Source organism: Escherichia sp. MOD1-EC5990, assembly GCF_002965285.1.
GTDB lineage: Bacteria > Pseudomonadota > Gammaproteobacteria > Enterobacterales > Enterobacteriaceae > Escherichia > Escherichia coli_F.
The window spans coordinates 31703-49100 of the sequence record NZ_PTRV01000021.1 but is presented as its reverse complement, the minus strand read 5'-3'; the positions used below and the strand labels follow the sequence as shown (position 1 = coordinate 49100).

Below are 17398 nucleotides of genomic sequence, written 5' to 3'. Positions count from 1 at the left end.
AGGCATCGGTGCTGGCCTGTTAAGACTCCAGCGCCAGCGCGCGGTTTCTGAACTTAAGCGCCTGATACAGCCAAATCATCAGTACCAGTCCTACACACGCCAGTGCACCCCAGGTGATTTGATCAAACACTTCAATATATGCATTGATGGAGTAGTTGATCGCTCCGGAAGCATCAAACGAAGCTTGCGATGTCTGATCGGCAATCACGCCCGCCAGATAGTTCGCAATCGCGCCGGAAAGCAGCATATAAATACCGGTTAATACGCCGGTCACGCCGGGGATTTCAATGCGCGTAATCTGCGACATAGCAACCGGGTCGATAAACAGTTCCGCAAACCCCATCACCGCCAGGCCTAACACCATCAGTGGCAGAGAAGAGTGACCATACATTGCAGACCAGCGGGCGCTTAAGGTCAGAATGCAGAATCCGGCGCTCATCAGGCCGAGACCAAGAGCAAATTTTCCCCAGATGCGCACGGTACGATTACCTGCGACGCTCTCTTTAACTACCCACGCCAGGAACACACCGCACAGCATAACTGCGAAGGCATTAATCGACTGGAACATCGCGGTCGGAACCGTATAACCAAACATATCGCGGTTAACAAAGCGGTCGATATAAAGGCTAATCGAGCTACCGCCCTGTTGTGCGAAGGCCCAGAACAACATACTGAAGAAGGTGAGGGTAACAATCAGCCCCAGCTCCTTACGCTGTTTCTGGTTTTCTGCTTTGCGATAAATTTTTGCCAAAACGCCAAGGCCAATGATAGTCGCGACAATCAAGGCGTATACCGACCACTCTTTCCAGAACAGTACGGTAATCAGCGCAGGTGTTGCCACCAGCAGAACCAGCAGCCATCCCCAGTTAGGCAGGAGAAAGTTTGTCGCACGCAGTACGTCTTTGTTAACGCCACGGGTATGAGCAAAATGACGATTGCCACATAAGAAGATAACCAGACCCGCGATCATGCCAACCGCCGCCAGGCCAAAGCCCATCGCCCAACTGTACTCTTCCTGGGCGTAGCCACAGGCGATAGGTGCGATAATAGACCCCACGTTACCCGCCGCATACATCAGCGAGAAACCGCCATCACGACGCGGATCGGTTGGCTCATACAGCTCGCCGAGCAGGCAACTGACGTTGGATTTAAACAGACCGTAACCACAAACGATAATCGCCAGGGACAGATAGAGGAATGACGGATGGATCTCACTGGCACCCAGCACCACATGTCCGATCGCCATCAATAACGCCCCCAGCATCACCGCCATACGGTTGCCGAGAACTTTATCCGCCAAAAAGCCACCGAGGATTGGCGTGACATACACCAGCGAACAGTAGGCGCTAAATAACTCGTAGGCGTGAGTATCGTTGTATTTTAGTTGATTGGTGAGATAGAGAATCAGCAGGGCACGCATGCCGTAAAAGCTAAAATATTCCCAGATTTGCAGCGCAACGACATAGTAAATAGCGCGCGGCTGTGATGCGTGTTTATTCATAATAATTCCACAATTAACTGCAACGTCACGTAATAGTTGCGCGGCGTGCTTGTGTTTCCTTAAAGTTAAAACTTTGATACAGATCTGATTATTTGTGCAATATGCTGTCTGATTGCATAAATATACATTAGCTGAAGCGTGATGATATAAACAATTTGCGTCTTTTGGCGTCGGGTTTGTTTCTTAATATGTCAAAAGATTGGCTATCGACGAACAGGCGAGGTAACGCTATGTTAACGGTATAGCTATCAGAATACGGAAGGCGCGAAGATGAAAAACACCGAACTGGAACAACTGATTAACGAGAAACTGAACAGCGCGGCCATAAGTGATTACGCGCCGAATGGTTTGCAGGTAGAAGGCAAAGAGACGGTGCAAAAAATTGTTACCGGTGTCACCGCCAGCCAGGCGCTGCTCGATGAAGCGGTGCGTCTGGGCGCGGATGCGGTCATTGTGCATCATGGCTACTTCTGGAAAGGCGAATCCCCGGTAATTCGCGGCATGAAGCGTAACCGTTTAAAAACGTTGCTGGTGAATGATATCAACCTGTATGGCTGGCATTTGCCGCTTGACGCACATCCAGAGCTGGGCAATAACGCACAGCTGGCGGCGATACTGGGGATCACGGTCATGGGCGAAATTGAGCCGTTGGTGCCGTGGGGCGAACTGACCATGCCTGTGCCGGGACTGGAGCTGGCTTCCTGGATTGAAGCGCGTCTGGGACGTAAGCCGTTATGGTGTGGCGATACCGGACCTGAGGTGGTTCAGCGCGTCGCCTGGTGCACGGGCGGCGGGCAGAGTTTTATCGATAGCGCCGCGCGTTTTGGCGTGGATGCTTTTATTACTGGCGAAGTTTCTGAACAGACCATTCATTCAGCCCGCGAGCAGGGATTGCATTTTTATGCTGCGGGTCACCATGCCACTGAACGCGGTGGTATTCGCGCATTGAGCGAGTGGCTGAATGAAAATACCGATCTTGATGTGACCTTTATTGATATTCCTAATCCTGCATAACGAATAATCAGAGGGATCGAAAGTGCAACGAGCGCGTTGTTATCTGATAGGTGAAACGGCGGTAGTGCTGGAGCTGGAACCGCCGGTGACGCTGGCTAGCCAGAAACGTATCTGGCGACTGGCGCAGCGTCTGGTGGATATGCCGAATGTGGTTGAAGCCATTCCCGGCATGAACAATATCACGGTGATTTTACGTAATCCTGAGTCGCTGGCGCTGGATGCCATAGAGCGTTTGCAACGCTGGTGGGAGGAGAGTGAGGCGCTGGAGCCGGAGTCTCGTTTTATTGAAATTCCGGTGGTTTACGGTGGCGCAGGCGGACCGGATTTGGCGGTGGTCGCGGCGCATTGTGGATTGAGCGAAAAACAGGTTGTTGAATTGCACTCCTCTGTGGAATACGTGGTCTGGTTTTTAGGTTTTCAACCGGGCTTCCCGTATCTCGGGAGTTTGCCGGAACAACTACACACGCCACGGCGCGCTGAACCGCGCTTGCTCGTTCCGGCAGGTTCTGTCGGGATCGGCGGGCCGCAGACCGGTGTTTATCCGCTGGCAACGCCGGGCGGCTGGCAGTTGATTGGTCATACCTCACTCAGCCTGTTTGATCCGGCGCGTGACGAACCCATCTTATTACGTCCGGGAGACAGCGTGCGCTTTGTACCGCAGAAGGAGGGAGTATGCTGAAGATTATTCGTGCGGGCATGTATACTACTGTGCAGGATGGCGGTCGTCACGGTTTTCGCCAGTCGGGTATCAGCCACTGCGGCGCACTGGATATGCCTGCGTTACGCATTGCTAACCTGCTGGTGGGTAATGACGCCAATGCCCCCGCGCTGGAGATAACGCTCGGTCAGTTAACGGTAGAGTTCGAAACTGATGGTTGGTTTGCCCTGACGGGGGCAGGTTGCGAAGCGCGGCTGGATGATAATGCCGTCTGGACTGGCTGGCGATTGCCGATGAAAGCAGGCCAGCGTTTAACGCTTAAACGCCCGCAGCACGGGATGCGCAGTTATCTGGCGGTCGCGGGTGGTATTGATGTTCCGCCGGTAATGGGGTCATGCAGTACCGATCTCAAAGTGGGGATTGGTGGGCTGGAAGGCCGTTTACTGAAGGATGGTGACCGACTCCCGATGGGTAAATCGAAGCGTGATTTTATGGAAGCGCAGGGCGTTAAACAGCTGCTGTGGGGCAACCGCATTCGCGCCTTGCCGGGGCCGGAATATCATGAGTTCGATCGCGCCTCGCAGGATGCATTCTGGCGTTCGCCCTGGCAGCTTAGCCCGCAAAGTAACCGGATGGGCTATCGCCTACAGGGGCAAATCTTAAAACGCACCACCGATCGCGAACTGTTATCTCATGGTTTGTTGCCGGGCGTGGTGCAGGTGCCGCATAACGGGCAGCCGATTGTATTGATGAACGACGCACAGACCACCGGTGGTTATCCGCGTATTGCCTGTATCATTGAGGCTGATATGTACCATCTGGCGCAAATTCCGCTCGGTCAGCCGATTCATTTTGTCCAGTGTTCACTGGAAGAGGCACTGAAAGCACGGCAAGATCAGCAACGTTATTTCGAACAATTAGCGTGGCGGCTGCACAATGAAAATTGACCTGAACGCCGATCTGGGCGAAGGCTGTGTCAGCGACGCAGAGCTATTAACGCTGGTTTCCTCAGCCAATATTGCCTGTGGATTTCATGCAGGCGATGCACAAACCATGCAGGCTTGCGTGCGTGATGCCATACAAAATGGTGTCGCCATTGGCGCTCACCCGAGCTTTCCGGACAGGGAACATTTTGGCCGTAGCGCCATGCAATTGCCGCCGGAAACCGTTTACGCCCAAACGCTGTATCAAATTGGTGCGCTGGCCGCTATTGCTCGCGCGCAAGGCGGCGTGATGCGTCATGTCAAACCGCACGGCATGTTATACAACCAGGCGGCGAAAGAGGCACAACTGGCAGACGCCATTGCCAGAGCAGTTTACGCTTGCGATCCGGCGTTGATTCTCGTTGGGCTGGCGGGAAGCGAGCTGATTCGTGCAGGCAAGCAATATGGCCTGACAACGCGCGAGGAAGTGTTTGCCGATCGCAGTTATCAGGCTGACGGCTCGCTGGTGCCGCGAAGCCAGCCAGGCGCGTTGATTGAAAACGAAGAACAGGCGCTGGCGCAAACGTTGGAGATGGTGCAACACGGCAGAGTCAAAAGTATCACCGGCGAATGGGCGACGGTCACGGCGCAAACGGTCTGCCTGCATGGCGATGGAGAACACGCACTGGCGTTCGCCCGCCGACTACGCTCTACATTTGCCGAAAAGGGGATTGTTGTCGCAGCATAACCCCGCTTAATAAAGAATGAAAAAAGGATATCACCATGCCTGAAGGCCCGGAGATCCGCCGTGCAGCGGATAACCTGGAGGCGGCGATCAAAGGTAAACCTCTAACTGATGTCTGGTTTGCCTTCCCGCAGTTAAAACCGTATCAATCACAACTTATCGGTCAACACGTTACCCATGTGGAAACGCGAGGTAAGGCGTTGTTAACTCATTTTTCCAACGGGTTAACGCTCTACAGCCATAATCAGCTTTACGGCGTCTGGCGCGTGGTTGATACCGGCGAAGAGCCGCAGACCACGCGAGTATTGCGGGTAAAACTGCAAACGGCTGACAAAACCATTCTGCTTTATAGCGCCTCGGATATTGAGATGTTGACCCCGGAACAACTGACCACGCATCCGTTTTTACAACGCGTTGGCCCCGATGTGCTGGATCCGAAACTGACGCCGGAGGTGGCGAAAGAACGGTTATTGTCGCCGCGCTTTCGTAACCGTCAGTTTGCTGGATTACTACTCGATCAGGCGTTTCTGGCTGGGCTTGGCAATTATTTGCGGGTGGAGATCCTCTGGCAGGTGGGGTTAACCGGCAATCATAAAGCGAAAGATCTCAATGCGGCGCAACTGGATGCACTCGCACACGCGTTACTGGAGATTCCTCGACTTTCTTACGCTACGCGGGGGCAGGTGGATGAGAATAAACATCATGGGGCGCTGTTTCGCTTTAAGGTTTTTCATCGTGATGGCGAACCGTGCGAACGTTGTGGCAGCATCATTGAGAAAACCACGTTGTCCTCGCGCCCGTTTTACTGGTGTCCAGGCTGCCAGCACTAGGCCGACCGCTTCGGCGCATAGGTTGAAATAAACCGCGCAATGGCTGGCCCCGTCAGCAAAATACTGAACAGGCGTAGGGTTTGCATCGCCATAATAAGCGCCATATCGGCATTGCTCCCTGCGGCGATGACCGCCACGGTATCAAGCCCGCCGGGACTGGTGGCGAGGTAGGCAGTCATAAAATCAATATGCATAAACCGGGTCAGTCCCCACGCCATACCTGCACAAATAGCCAGCAGAGCAAAAATCGACAGCAAGATTTGTGGCAGCGGGCGCAATGCCCGCAGTAAGATTTGTTTATCGAAACCAAGACCAATCCGCCAGCCAATTGCCATATACGCCATCGCCAGCAGCCATTCTGGTAGTTCGATGGTGATGAGCTGACCAGACTGGAGCACTGCGCCCGCCAGCATCGGGATGAGCATCGTGCCGGAAGGAAGACGTAGCAAGCATCCCGCCGTACCGGCAACGACCGCGAGCAAAATCGTAAGCAGGAGATTAATGCTCACTGGCGGGAACCAGACGATCTGCTGGTTAACCGCTTCAGCGTTATCGCCCAGCATCATGCGGGTGACCAGAACAGCGGCCCCCGCGACGAACAGCACTCGCAGATATTGCATAAATGCCACCAGGCGAATATCTGCGCCGTAATCTTGCGCCATAGCGACCATTGCCGCCGCGCCGCCAGGAGAAGAACCCCAGGCACCGGTATTTCCAGGCAGTGAGCTATAGCGCACCAATAACCAACCCACGACGGCGCTGGAAAGTAACGTCACCAGTAAAATAGCTAACACAATCGGCCAGTTCACCGCTAGCGTGGTCAGGATCGAACCGGTCAGGTTTTGCGCAATCATGCAGCCAAGAATGGCCTGCGCGGCGAGAAAAGCGGATCGGGGAAGTTGCAGAGTAATTCCGCGCATACTAAAGATGATTCCGGCGATCATTGGCCCAAGTAATAGTGCCGCCGGAAGATGTACCGCGAGGAAGCCAATAGAAAGGAGAAGTGAAAGCACACATAACATTCCCCACTGCAAAACTGGCATCCTTCGCTTCCTCATTATTTTCTCTTTGGTGTATCGATACAGCATAAAGAAAGCCGGGCCAGGAAAAAATAACAGCAATCAAGGAAAAGGGGAAAATCAGCAATTTTCTGAAAGAGATGCCCTTTCGGTTGCAAAGGGCATCATGGGAAATTAGTTATAGTTAATCTTAAAAAGCACCACGGTATCGAAGGAGCCAGCCTCAATGGGAGTGCCGGGAATAGACGAAAGTTCAGCCGTATAGGTTTTTTCGTAGATCAGCATGTCACTGGTGAAGTCGGCATATTCGCTGTATTTGTTGAAGGTATAGGGCGAGGCGTTTTCATCCAGTAAACGTAGCTTCAGACCATTACCAATCAGCAATGCTTTATCTTCTTCAACCAACGTTTCTTCGGTATAAAACGAGGAGCTGACTTTGAATCCGTCGGTACATTGATCGTTTTGTGATTTTGTCGTTTTAATACCGAATGTTTTTGTCATGTTGTGTCGCCGGATATCCAGTACATTAAATTTACCAAAATCAATGACCTGGTTGGCTGGGGTAATAGAAAAATTGACGCTGCAATCCAATACCCGAATGTTTTCCAGACCGGTAATATGATATTTCAGGTTTTGGGCGGTAGGGTCCTCATTAACGCTTCCTTCGCCATCAAATTGCACCACAATGTAATCGCTGAGCGTGCTTTGATAATCATGCGGCGGTATCTCTCGTATCTTGACGTATAACCGCATGCGAGCGAGAAACGTACGCGACATATGAATATTATTGGGATCACCAGAGCAAATTTTGTTCTGCCATCCCATCGCGATGATCTGCTCAGGGGTATAAATATTAATGTTTTTGCTGTCGATGCACTGGTAAGTGTCGATGCGGCTTTTTCCCTGGTTAGCATCATAATCAACACCATTGTAAGTTACGCCGAGTTGATAATAGCGATCCTGAATTCCCGGGTACGGGTTAACCCAGGCGTAGACATGCTCGCTCTCAAAGTTGCCGTTGGTATTGTTGTCACAATAGACGGGAATTTTAATATCGTCAGACTCCCAGATCTTATCGCCGGGTTTGGCATTCCCTGGTACAGCAAATGGTTGAATAGATTCCGATTTTTCTACCGAACCACCGGATGAACCAAAGTAACAGTTCAGGGCAAGCGCAGATTTTAACGGTAGAAATAACAGACAGATGATGAGCAACAATCCCTTGCCAGCACTCATTTCTTCGCCTCCACCGCCTGTAAACGGCATTGCCCGTTACAGTTGAGCGTTGTCATGCGTAATGCGCCATAATCATCCATATAACCGAGATAAAACTGGCTGCCACTATAATTTCCAGTGGTTGTGCTTACTGTACTAAAAGGCGCAATCATCACAGTTTTGAAGCCCGGGAGAACGCTTTGCTCATTTCGCCCAAGATACGCGATGGTCAGATAATAGCCAGTAGGGTTTTTTAAGCTAAGCTGATTGCCCTGCTGGCTGACCTGTAACTGCAGTTCGACCTTTTCTCCTGTTTTCTTGCGTAATGCAGACGGTCGCCAGAACACCTTGATACGGCTCTGGATGGCGACTTGCAGAACGGCATGGTCGCTGTTTTTTTCCGGGGCGGGAGGAATTTCACGCATATTGTAGAAAAATAGCGTTTCGCGATCGCCAGGTAATTTCGAGGTCGAGGCTTGCTTGACTATCCGCACCTGCGTTGTTGCTTTCGGTTCCAGACGTTGTATCGGTGGCAGGGCGACCAGAAGATCGTCGCTTTTCTCCCCTTTTTCATTTTCGAGCCAGGAATAAGCGAGGTAGGGGAGTTTATCGCTACGATTATCTACTCGCAGACTGGTAGCTTTATCATTAGCGTTAAACACAATGCGAGTGCGGTCGGGTTGTAGTGCAGCGTGGCTACACAGACTGGTAACCAACAACAAAAGGGGAAGTCCTTTCATAAATGTCATTTTCATTTCCTTAATTAATGACAAGGTAAAATCAGGCGATTTGCGGTGTCTTCCATATGTTCAGGAAGATGGATCGAGCAACGCTGACTATCACTCCAGACCACGGTAAACCTTTGATTTTCAGCGACTCCGCTTAACCAGGCGTGTCCTTCCTCGCCAACCATCCCCACGCTAATGCTGCTGCCATCCTGACGGATATCCGCACCGAGGGGAGGGAACTGACCGCTGGCGTTGCGAATGATGACGTTAATGTCTTTACCGGAACGGGATGCCAGTGATTTGTAACCTATTGCGCCTTCAATCCACGTTTCTTTGATGACGTTTTCTGTTACCGTCACGCCGTCGGGTAAGTCGTTCATGTTCACGGCCACGGTGGAAGGTTGATAACTGGAAACCAGCGGTACCACTGCAATGCCAAAATGGTTGGTGTAGTCGAGATTGCCCTGAACCGGAATATCTGCCACGCCATCGGTGCTGACCATCAGGCGTGGTTCATTGGTGGAGCTGCGGCGATGGAAGGCTGCACCATATTGCGTCGCCGTGAAAGAACCACTCCAGCTGCTGCTAACAGAACTGTAGTCATTGGCAGCATAAGTACCAGAAAGATCCCACTCACCCGCTGAACTCAGGTGCTGATAGTTACCGCTCACCTGGGCTCCATTGTCCGGACGGTCGGATTGTAGTCCAGCAGACATCCCCCAGCTATTTCGTTCATCCAGCGTATCGTTCCACGACATGCGGTGTGTGGTGCTGTGGCTACTGTTTTGCATGTCATAACCGACCCGACCACCGTTACCGAAGGGAAGCGAAATCGACAGGTAAATCTGGTTGTCGCGATCTTTATCTTCGTAATGGGTTGTATTGAATGACGTCGAAATAGAGATATTTCTCCAGTCACCAATATCAACATTAAAACCTGCCGTGATGTTGGCGGTCGTGGAGGCGTCTGCATTCCACCAGGTTTGATGCAGCAGGTTGGCGTACAGATTGAGGTTCAGTGGGGTAATCGGTTGCCCCACGGATAAGCTGATCGTCTGTTTTTCGTCCTGCGCATCGTTGTCGTTGTATTTGTGATCCAGATAGTTGGCGTAGCTGTGAAAATGACGATCTGAGAAGCGATAAGCGGCGAGCGAAATCGTGCTGTTAGTGGCATCCACTTGTTTGCTGTAATTAAAGCGGTAACTTAAGCCCCGCTCGTCCTGCAGAGTATCAAACTGACTACTGGCCCAGGTGACATCAAACGACAATGCACCAAGCCACAGCATATTTTGCCCGATACCCATTGCGGCAGAATGGTAGTCGTCACCCGAAATCAGCAGGCCGCCGTACAGCGAGGTATTTGACAGCATCCCCCAGGAAACTTCATTGCTAAAAAAGGTTTCATTTTCAGTTTGATGAGACATAGATGTTCGCGGCTGACCGGCGGCCAGTTTATAGCGAACCTGTCCCTGGCGCGTAAGGAAAGGCGTCGATGCTGCCGAAACCTGGAAATTGTTCACCCGACCATCTTCTTCCGTCACTTTGACATCCAGCGTCCCCTGGACGGACTGATTCAGATCATCAATGATAAACGGGCCTGGCGGGACTTTTTTCTGGTAGATGACGCGGCCTGATTGACTGATCGTCACCGTGGCATTGGTTTGTGCAATACCGCTAATTTGTGGAGCGTAGCCGCGCAGTTCCCACGGTAACATCCGGTCGTCACTCGCCAGTGCCGCGCCGGTATAAGAAAAACCGTCGAAAATATTGGAACTAAAATCCGTTTCGCCGAGGGTTAATTTTGAACCTAATTGCGGTAATGGACGAAAAAGATAGGTGCGTGATATTTCGCCTGACTGTTCATGGTTATCATCGCTATCGGTCTGATTCAATTGGTAATCACTGCGTAAACGCCATGCTCCCGCGTTAATTCCGGCTGTTCCATAGGCGTTCAGGTTAGTGCTGTTGCTACCATCCTGTGGGCGGTAGCTGCTGGCAAACAAGTTGTAATCCATCAGGACACCGGGGACACCTTCTTTCCATGTGGAGGGTGGAGTCCAGTTATCTGAGTGCCACGCCAGCCAGGCCTGTGGGATGGTGATATTCAGTTGCTGACTGGCCTGATCAAAATTGAAGAGCATTTCTGGTCGGGTGCTAAAATCGACGCACTGATTAATCAGGGGTAACGACTGACGGACTTCGGGTTTTAAGCCAAACTTATCGACCAATAACTCATTGATGCACGGAATGGTATTGTCACCCTTTTTTTGCCAGTTAATTTTTTGCCCATTACTGATTTGGTTATTATTTACCGCAACGCTGACAAAATATTCACCGGGAGCAATGACACCTTTTTCCTTTAATAATGAAATATCAATGCGCTCACGCATCGATTTGTCGAGGACATTCAGGTTGAATTCAACCGCCATGGCGGAAGGCATCGCCATGACCAGGCAGGATACAAAAGAGAGTCGATAAATATTCACGGTGTCCATACCAGATAAATATTTTAAGAAAGGCGGCAGTGATGCCGCCCAATAACGCTTATTTATAATCCAGTACGTAGGTTGCATTCGCTGTAACAGCCCCTGCCGTTACTGGTGTCGCTTGATCAATTTGTTCCATCCAGGCAAAGAAGTTCAGTGTTTGTTCACTGGACGTTGGTGCGAGGTCGATATCCGGAGAAGCAGTGCCTAAAATGATATTGCTTTGATCCTTATTCATTAAACGCACGCCGACACCGGTGGCTTCGCCAGTGCTGGTATTGTTGAGTATCGGATCTGCGCCAGTGGTTTTCGCTGAGCTATCGAAGGTGACCGCGACTTTAGAAATCTTGCCACCGGAACCGTTATTAGAGTTTTCCAGGTCGCAGTTGATTAAACGCAGGTCGACAGCAACCGCATCGCTGTGATGAGACTGATTAATGTGGCTGGTGGTCACCTGACCTAGCTCAATTTCTTTATCAATATCATCATGATGTATTTCACATGGTGCTTCTATAACCTCACCTTTAAAGTGAATTTCACCAGAACCTTCATCAGCTGCATAAACCGGTGCAGTGAATAACAGAGATACGGCCAATGCGGCCAATGTTTTTTGTCCTTTAAACATAACTGAGTCCTTTACAGAAATAGAAAAAGTATAGCGATATCAGAATATCTTATTTGATTGTCGAATGTTTTTAGTTTTACTTAAAAATATTATTAATTATATTAAATGCAAGGTTAACTAATTGATGTGATGAATTAATAATTTAATGAATGTTATCGGGGGGAATGAGAGAGATATACCTCATTTTCATGAGGTTATAAAAGTAACTAAAAGCAGATACCTTAATTAAAATTTATTATTTTGCCTATAAAATGAACAATTTTATTATTTTGCAATATTAATGTCAGCCGGTTAATTAATTTTATTTTTACATTTTTTTGTGTTCAGGTAGATAAAAATTAACCCGCCTTTTAAAGGCGGGTTAACAGAATTTACTGCTTAGGAATCAGCAGTTAACGTTTGATGTCGCTTTTAAAATCGCGTTTTTCATAGCCGGTATACAGCTGACGTGGACGGGCAATCTTCATGCCGTCACTGTGCATTTCGCTCCAGTGGGCGATCCAGCCAACTGTACGTGCCATAGCGAAGATCACGGTGAACATGGAAGACGGAATACCCATCGCTTTCAGGATGATACCAGAGTAGAAATCGACGTTCGGGTACAGTTTCTTCTCGATAAAGTACGGGTCGTTCAGCGCGATGTTTTCCAGCTCCATAGCCACTTCCAGCAGGTCATCTTTGGTACCCAACTCTTTCAGCACTTCATGGCAGGTTTCACGCATTACGGTGGCGCGCGGGTCGTAATTTTTGTACACGCGGTGCCCGAAGCCCATCAGGCGGAAAGAGTCATTTTTGTCTTTCGCACGACGAACAAATTCCGGAATGTGTTTAACGGAGCTGATTTCTTCCAGCATTTTCAGCGCTGCTTCGTTAGCACCACCGTGCGCAGGTCCCCACAGTGAAGCAATACCTGCTGCGATACAGGCAAACGGGTTCGCCCCCGAAGAGCCAGCGGTACGCACGGTGGATGTAGACGCGTTCTGCTCGTGATCTGCGTGTAGGATCAGAATACGGTCCATCGCGCGTTCCAGAATCGGGTTGACTTCATACGGTTCGCACGGCGTGGAGAACATCATATTCAGGAAGTTACCGGCATAGGAGAGATCGTTGCGCGGGTAAACGAATGGCTGACCAATGGAATACTTGTAACACATCGCGGCCATGGTCGGCATTTTTGACAGCAGGCGGAACGCGGCAATTTCACGATGACGAGGATTGTTAACATCCAGCGAGTCGTGATAGAACGCCGCCAGCGCGCCGGTAATACCACACATGACTGCCATTGGATGCGAGTCGCGACGGAAAGCATGGAACAGACGAGTAATCTGCTCATGGATCATGGTATGGCGGGTAACCGTCGTTTTAAATTCGTCATATTGTTCCTGAGTTGGTTTTTCACCATTCAGCAGGATGTAACAAACTTCCAGGTAGTTAGAATCGGTCGCCAGCTGATCGATTGGGAAACCGCGGTGCAGCAAAATACCTTCATCACCATCAATAAAAGTAATTTTAGATTCGCAGGATGCGGTTGAGGTGAAGCCTGGGTCAAAGGTGAACACACCTTTTGAACCGAGAGTACGGATATCAATAACATCTTGACCCAGCGTGCCTTTCAGCACATCCAGTTCAACAGCTGTGTCCCCGTTGAGGGTGAGTTTTGCTTTTGTATCAGCCATTTAAGGTCTCCTTAGCGCCTTATTGCGTAAGACTGCCGGAACTTAAATTTGCCTTCGCACATCAACCTGGCTTTACCCGTTTGTTATTTGGCTCGCCGCTCTGCGGAAGAGGGGAAAACCTGGGTACAGAGCTCTGGGCGCTTGCAGGTAAAGGATCCATTGATGACGAATAAATGGCGAATCAAGTACTTAGCAATCCGAATTATTAAACTTGTCTACCACTAATAACTGTCCCGAATGAATTGGTCAATACTTCCACACTGTTACATAAGTTAATCTTAGGTGAAATACTGACTTCATAACTTTTACGCATTATATGCTTTTCCTAGTGATGTTTGTAACAACTTTGTTGAATGATTGTCAAATTAGATGATTAAAAATTAAATAAATGTTGTTATCGTGACCCAGATCACTGTTCGGGATAAAACCCGACAAACTATATGTAGGTTAATTGTAATGATTTTGTGAACGGCCTATACTGCCGCCAGGTCTCCGGAACACCCTGCAATCCCGAGCCACCCAGCGTTGTAACGTGTCGTTTTCGCATCTGGAAGCAGTGTTTTGCATGACGCGCAGTTATAGAAAGGACGCTGTCTGACCCGCAAGCAGACCGGAGGAAGGAAATCCCGACGTCTCCAGGTAACAGAAAGTTAACCTCTGTGCCCGTAGTCCCCAGGGAATAATAAGAACAGCATGTGGGCGTTATTCATGATAAGAAATGTGAAAAAACAAAGACCTGTTAATCTGGACCTACAGACCATCCGGTTCCCCGTCACGGCGATAGCGTCCATTCTCCATCGCGTTTCCGGTGTGATCACCTTTGTTGCAGTGGGCATCCTGCTGTGGCTTCTGGGTACCAGCCTCTCTTCCCCTGAAGGTTTCGAGCAAGCTTCCGCGATTATGGGCAGCTTCTTCGTCAAATTTATCATGTGGGGCATCCTTACCGCTCTGGCGTATCACGTCGTCGTAGGTATTCGCCACATGATGATGGATTTTGGCTATCTGGAAGAAACATTCGAAGCGGGTAAACGCTCCGCCAAAATCTCCTTTGTTATTACTGTCGTGCTTTCACTTCTCGCAGGAGTCCTCGTATGGTAAGCAACGCCTCCGCATTAGGACGCAATGGCGTACATGATTTCATCCTCGTTCGCGCTACCGCTATCGTCCTGACGCTTTACATCATTTATATGGTCGGTTTTTTCGCTACCACTGGCGAGCTGACATATGAAGTCTGGATTGGTTTCTTCGCCTCTGCGTTCACCAAAGTGTTCACCCTGCTGGCGCTGTTTTCTATCTTGATCCATGCCTGGATCGGCATGTGGCAGGTGTTGACCGACTACGTTAAACCGCTGGCCTTGCGCCTGATGCTGCAACTGGTGATTGTCGTTGCACTGGTGGTTTACGTGATTTATGGATTCGTTGTGGTGTGGGGTGTGTGATGAAATTGCCAGTCAGAGAATTTGATGCAGTTGTGATTGGTGCCGGTGGCGCAGGTATGCGCGCGGCGCTGCAAATTTCCCAGAGCGGCCAGACCTGTGCGCTGCTCTCCAAAGTCTTCCCGACCCGTTCCCATACCGTTTCTGCGCAAGGCGGCATTACCGTTGCGCTGGGTAATACCCATGAAGATAACTGGGAATGGCATATGTACGACACCGTAAAAGGGTCGGACTATATCGGTGACCAGGACGCGATTGAATATATGTGTAAAACCGGGCCGGAAGCGATTCTGGAACTGGAACACATGGGGCTACCGTTCTCGCGTCTTGATGATGGTCGTATCTATCAACGTCCGTTTGGCGGCCAGTCGAAAAACTTCGGTGGCGAGCAAGCGGCACGTACTGCGGCGGCAGCTGACCGTACCGGTCACGCACTGTTGCACACGCTTTATCAGCAAAACCTGAAAAACCACACCACCATTTTCTCCGAGTGGTATGCGCTGGATCTGGTGAAGAACCAGGATGGCGCGGTAGTTGGTTGTACCGCACTGTGCATCGAAACCGGTGAAGTGGTTTACTTCAAAGCCCGTGCGACTGTGCTGGCAACCGGCGGGGCAGGGCGTATTTATCAGTCCACCACCAACGCGCACATTAACACCGGCGACGGCGTCGGTATGGCTATCCGTGCAGGTGTACCTGTGCAGGATATGGAAATGTGGCAGTTCCACCCGACCGGTATAGCAGGTGCGGGCGTACTGGTCACCGAAGGTTGCCGTGGTGAAGGCGGTTATCTGCTGAACAAACATGGCGAACGCTTTATGGAGCGTTATGCGCCGAACGCCAAAGATCTGGCGGGCCGTGACGTGGTGGCGCGCTCCATCATGATCGAAATCCGTGAAGGTCGCGGCTGTGATGGTCCGTGGGGGCCACATGCAAAACTGAAACTCGACCACCTGGGCAAAGAAGTTCTCGAATCCCGTCTGCCGGGTATCCTTGAACTCTCCCGTACCTTCGCACACGTCGATCCGGTGAAAGAGCCGATTCCGGTTATCCCAACCTGTCACTACATGATGGGCGGTATTCCGACCAAAGTGACCGGTCAGGCGCTGACGGTGAACGAGAAAGGCGAAGATGTGGTTGTTCCGGGGCTGTTCGCGGTAGGTGAAATCGCTTGTGTATCGGTACACGGCGCTAACCGTCTTGGCGGCAACTCGCTGCTGGACCTGGTGGTCTTTGGTCGCGCAGCTGGCCTGCATCTGCAAGAGTCTATTGCCGAGCAGGGCGCACTGCGCGATGCCAGCGAGTCTGATGTTGAAGCGTCTCTGGATCGTCTGAATCGCTGGAACAACAACCGTAATGGTGAAGATCCAGTGGCGATTCGTAAAGCACTGCAAGAATGTATGCAGCATAACTTCTCGGTCTTCCGTGAAGGTGATGCGATGGCAAAAGGGCTTGAGCAGTTGAAAGTGATCCGCGAGCGTTTGAAAAATGCCCGTCTGGATGACACTTCCAGCGAGTTCAACACCCAGCGCGTTGAATGCCTGGAACTGGATAACCTGATGGAAACGGCGTATGCAACGGCTGTTTCTGCCAACTTCCGTACCGAAAGCCGTGGCGCGCATAGCCGCTTCGACTTCCCGGATCGTGATGATGAAAACTGGCTGTGCCACTCCCTGTATCTGCCAGAGTCGGAATCCATGACGCGCCGAAGCGTCAACATGGAACCGAAACTGCGCCCGGCATTCCCGCCGAAGATTCGTACTTACTAATGCGGAGACAGGAAAATGAGACTCGAGTTTTCAATTTATCGCTATAACCCGGATGTTGATGATGCTCCGCGTATGCAGGATTACACCCTGGAAGCGGAAGAAGGTCGCGACATGATGCTGCTGGATGCGCTTATCCAGTTGAAAGAGAAAGATCCCAGCCTGTCGTTCCGCCGCTCCTGCCGTGAAGGTGTGTGCGGTTCCGACGGTCTGAACATGAACGGCAAGAATGGTCTGGCCTGTATTACCCCGATTTCGGCACTCAACCAGCCGGGCAAGAAGATTGTGATTCGCCCGCTGCCAGGTTTACCGGTGATCCGCGATTTGGTGGTAGACATGGGACAATTCTATGCGCAATATGAGAAAATTAAGCCTTACCTGTTGAATAATGGACAAAATCCGCCAGCTCGCGAGCATTTACAGATGCCAGAGCAGCGCGAAAAACTCGACGGGCTGTATGAATGTATTCTCTGCGCATGTTGTTCAACCTCTTGTCCGTCTTTCTGGTGGAATCCCGATAAGTTTATCGGCCCGGCAGGCTTGTTAGCGGCATATCGTTTCCTGATCGATAGCCGTGATACCGAGACTGACAGCCGCCTCGACGGTTTGAGCGATGCATTCAGTGTATTCCGCTGTCACAGCATCATGAACTGCGTCAGTGTATGTCCGAAAGGGCTGAACCCGACGCGCGCTATCGGCCATATCAAGTCGATGTTGTTGCAACGTAATGCATAAATTCCAGGCCTGATAAGACGCGCAAGCGTCGCATCAGGCAA

At 50.7% G+C, this 17398-nt stretch carries 17 protein-coding genes; 9 read left to right on the top strand and 8 right to left on the bottom strand.

The window, feature by feature from the left end; translation table 11 throughout:
- Positions 1 to 19 precede the first annotated feature (19 nt).
- Positions 20 to 1501, bottom strand: coding sequence for a dipeptide permease DtpD (dtpD, locus tag BEB42_RS20150; RefSeq protein WP_001032684.1), 1482 nt, complete (start codon positions 1499 to 1501; stop codon positions 20 to 22).
- Between the two features lie 270 nt (positions 1502 to 1771).
- Between dtpD and ybgI the strand changes: the two genes are divergently transcribed.
- The 5 genes from ybgI to nei are packed head-to-tail and all read left to right on the top strand — an operon-like array spanning position 1772 to position 5671.
- Positions 1772 to 2515, top strand: a complete 744-nt coding sequence (ybgI, locus tag BEB42_RS20145; RefSeq protein WP_000798881.1) for a radiation resistance protein YbgI — start codon at positions 1772 to 1774, stop codon at positions 2513 to 2515.
- A 22-nt stretch (positions 2516 to 2537) separates the two neighbouring features.
- Entirely contained in the window at positions 2538 to 3194 is a 657-nt protein-coding gene (gene pxpB, locus BEB42_RS20140; RefSeq protein WP_001188343.1) for a 5-oxoprolinase subunit PxpB, read from the top strand.
- Positions 3188 to 4120: a 5-oxoprolinase subunit PxpC gene (pxpC, locus tag BEB42_RS20135; RefSeq protein ID WP_000912727.1), complete on the top strand. Its 933-nt coding sequence runs from the start codon at positions 3188 to 3190 to the stop codon at positions 4118 to 4120. Before pxpB ends, pxpC begins: the two co-directional genes overlap by 7 nt.
- Positions 4110 to 4844 (top strand): 5-oxoprolinase subunit PxpA, encoded by a 735-nt coding sequence (gene pxpA, locus BEB42_RS20130; protein ID WP_105267510.1) that lies wholly within the window; start codon positions 4110 to 4112, stop codon positions 4842 to 4844. Before pxpC ends, pxpA begins: the two co-directional genes overlap by 11 nt.
- Before the next feature lie 35 nt (positions 4845 to 4879).
- Positions 4880 to 5671: an endonuclease VIII gene (gene nei, locus BEB42_RS20125; RefSeq protein ID WP_001353356.1), complete on the top strand. Its 792-nt coding sequence runs from the start codon at positions 4880 to 4882 to the stop codon at positions 5669 to 5671.
- Here the strand turns inward: nei and BEB42_RS20120 are convergent.
- From BEB42_RS20120 to BEB42_RS26310, 7 genes are all read right to left on the bottom strand, one after another.
- Positions 5668 to 6714: an AbrB family transcriptional regulator gene (locus BEB42_RS20120; RefSeq protein WP_105267509.1), complete on the bottom strand. Its 1047-nt coding sequence runs from the start codon at positions 6712 to 6714 to the stop codon at positions 5668 to 5670. The two genes, nei and BEB42_RS20120, sit on opposite strands and share 4 nt — an antisense overlap.
- 150 nt (positions 6715 to 6864) lie before the next feature.
- Positions 6865 to 7926 (bottom strand): fimbrial protein, encoded by a 1062-nt coding sequence (locus BEB42_RS20115; RefSeq protein WP_105267508.1) that lies wholly within the window; start codon positions 7924 to 7926, stop codon positions 6865 to 6867.
- Entirely contained in the window at positions 7923 to 8654 is a 732-nt protein-coding gene (locus BEB42_RS20110) for a fimbrial biogenesis chaperone (RefSeq protein ID WP_105267507.1), read from the bottom strand. The genes BEB42_RS20115 and BEB42_RS20110 overlap by 4 nt, the downstream gene beginning before the upstream one ends.
- 14 nt (positions 8655 to 8668) lie before the next feature.
- A complete protein-coding gene (locus tag BEB42_RS20105) occupies positions 8669 to 11128 on the bottom strand; it encodes a fimbria/pilus outer membrane usher protein (RefSeq protein WP_172954551.1) in 2460 nt (819 codons plus the stop codon).
- 49 nt (positions 11129 to 11177) lie between these two features.
- Positions 11178 to 11744 (bottom strand): fimbrial protein, encoded by a 567-nt coding sequence (locus BEB42_RS20100; RefSeq protein ID WP_000472411.1) that lies wholly within the window; start codon positions 11742 to 11744, stop codon positions 11178 to 11180.
- Between the two features lie 392 nt (positions 11745 to 12136).
- A complete protein-coding gene (gltA, locus tag BEB42_RS20095; RefSeq protein ID WP_000785834.1) occupies positions 12137 to 13420 on the bottom strand; it encodes a citrate synthase in 1284 nt (427 codons plus the stop codon).
- 205 nt (positions 13421 to 13625) lie between these two features.
- Complete coding sequence (locus tag BEB42_RS26310) at positions 13626 to 13733, bottom strand: hypothetical protein (RefSeq protein WP_123057340.1); 108 nt, start codon at positions 13731 to 13733, stop codon at positions 13626 to 13628.
- Positions 13734 to 14113: 380 nt separating this feature from the next.
- On the opposite strand from BEB42_RS26310, the gene sdhC reads away from it, so the two are divergent.
- Genes sdhC through sdhB form a run of 4 tightly spaced genes read left to right on the top strand, consistent with a single transcriptional unit; the run spans position 14114 to position 17357 of the window.
- Positions 14114 to 14518 carry a succinate dehydrogenase cytochrome b556 subunit gene (gene sdhC, locus BEB42_RS20085; RefSeq protein WP_000263355.1) on the top strand — a complete coding sequence of 135 codons (405 nt, stop codon included), beginning with the start codon at positions 14114 to 14116 and terminating at the stop codon, positions 14516 to 14518.
- Positions 14512 to 14859, top strand: coding sequence for a succinate dehydrogenase membrane anchor subunit (sdhD, locus tag BEB42_RS20080; protein ID WP_000254368.1), 348 nt, complete (start codon positions 14512 to 14514; stop codon positions 14857 to 14859). The genes sdhC and sdhD overlap by 7 nt, the downstream gene beginning before the upstream one ends.
- On the top strand, positions 14859 to 16625 hold the full coding sequence (gene sdhA / locus BEB42_RS20075; protein ID WP_000775540.1) for a succinate dehydrogenase flavoprotein subunit: 1767 nt from the start codon (positions 14859 to 14861) through the stop codon (positions 16623 to 16625). The genes sdhD and sdhA overlap by 1 nt, the downstream gene beginning before the upstream one ends.
- A 15-nt stretch (positions 16626 to 16640) precedes the next feature.
- Positions 16641 to 17357 carry a succinate dehydrogenase iron-sulfur subunit SdhB gene (gene sdhB / locus BEB42_RS20070; RefSeq protein ID WP_001235263.1) on the top strand — a complete coding sequence of 239 codons (717 nt, stop codon included), beginning with the start codon at positions 16641 to 16643 and terminating at the stop codon, positions 17355 to 17357.
- Positions 17358 to 17398: the final 41 nt, after the last annotated feature.

What these genes read in the sequence shown, in the direction of transcription:
- dtpD (WP_001032684.1), bottom strand. Translation starts at nt 1,501, where the DNA reads ATGAATAAACACGCATCACAGCCGCGCGCTATTTACTATGTCGTTGCG.
- sdhA (WP_000775540.1), top strand. Translation starts at nt 14,859, where the DNA reads ATGAAATTGCCAGTCAGAGAATTTGATGCAGTTGTGATTGGTGCCGGT.
- BEB42_RS20115 (WP_105267508.1), bottom strand. Translation starts at nt 7,926, where the DNA reads ATGAGTGCTGGCAAGGGATTGTTGCTCATCATCTGTCTGTTATTTCTA.
- sdhD (WP_000254368.1), top strand. Translation starts at nt 14,512, where the DNA reads ATGGTAAGCAACGCCTCCGCATTAGGACGCAATGGCGTACATGATTTC.
- gltA (WP_000785834.1), bottom strand. Translation starts at nt 13,420, where the DNA reads ATGGCTGATACAAAAGCAAAACTCACCCTCAACGGGGACACAGCTGTT.
- BEB42_RS26310 (WP_123057340.1), bottom strand. Translation starts at nt 13,733, where the DNA reads ATGCGTAAAAGTTATGAAGTCAGTATTTCACCTAAGATTAACTTATGT.
- pxpC (WP_000912727.1), top strand. Translation starts at nt 3,188, where the DNA reads ATGCTGAAGATTATTCGTGCGGGCATGTATACTACTGTGCAGGATGGC.
- BEB42_RS20105 (WP_172954551.1), bottom strand. Translation starts at nt 11,128, where the DNA reads ATGGACACCGTGAATATTTATCGACTCTCTTTTGTATCCTGCCTGGTC.
- sdhB (WP_001235263.1), top strand. Translation starts at nt 16,641, where the DNA reads ATGAGACTCGAGTTTTCAATTTATCGCTATAACCCGGATGTTGATGAT.
- sdhC (WP_000263355.1), top strand. Translation starts at nt 14,114, where the DNA reads ATGTGGGCGTTATTCATGATAAGAAATGTGAAAAAACAAAGACCTGTT.
- ybgI (WP_000798881.1), top strand. Translation starts at nt 1,772, where the DNA reads ATGAAAAACACCGAACTGGAACAACTGATTAACGAGAAACTGAACAGC.
- BEB42_RS20110 (WP_105267507.1), bottom strand. Translation starts at nt 8,654, where the DNA reads ATGACATTTATGAAAGGACTTCCCCTTTTGTTGTTGGTTACCAGTCTG.
- BEB42_RS20100 (WP_000472411.1), bottom strand. Translation starts at nt 11,744, where the DNA reads ATGTTTAAAGGACAAAAAACATTGGCCGCATTGGCCGTATCTCTGTTA.
- pxpA (WP_105267510.1), top strand. Translation starts at nt 4,110, where the DNA reads ATGAAAATTGACCTGAACGCCGATCTGGGCGAAGGCTGTGTCAGCGAC.
- BEB42_RS20120 (WP_105267509.1), bottom strand. Translation starts at nt 6,714, where the DNA reads ATGCCAGTTTTGCAGTGGGGAATGTTATGTGTGCTTTCACTTCTCCTT.
- nei (WP_001353356.1), top strand. Translation starts at nt 4,880, where the DNA reads ATGCCTGAAGGCCCGGAGATCCGCCGTGCAGCGGATAACCTGGAGGCG.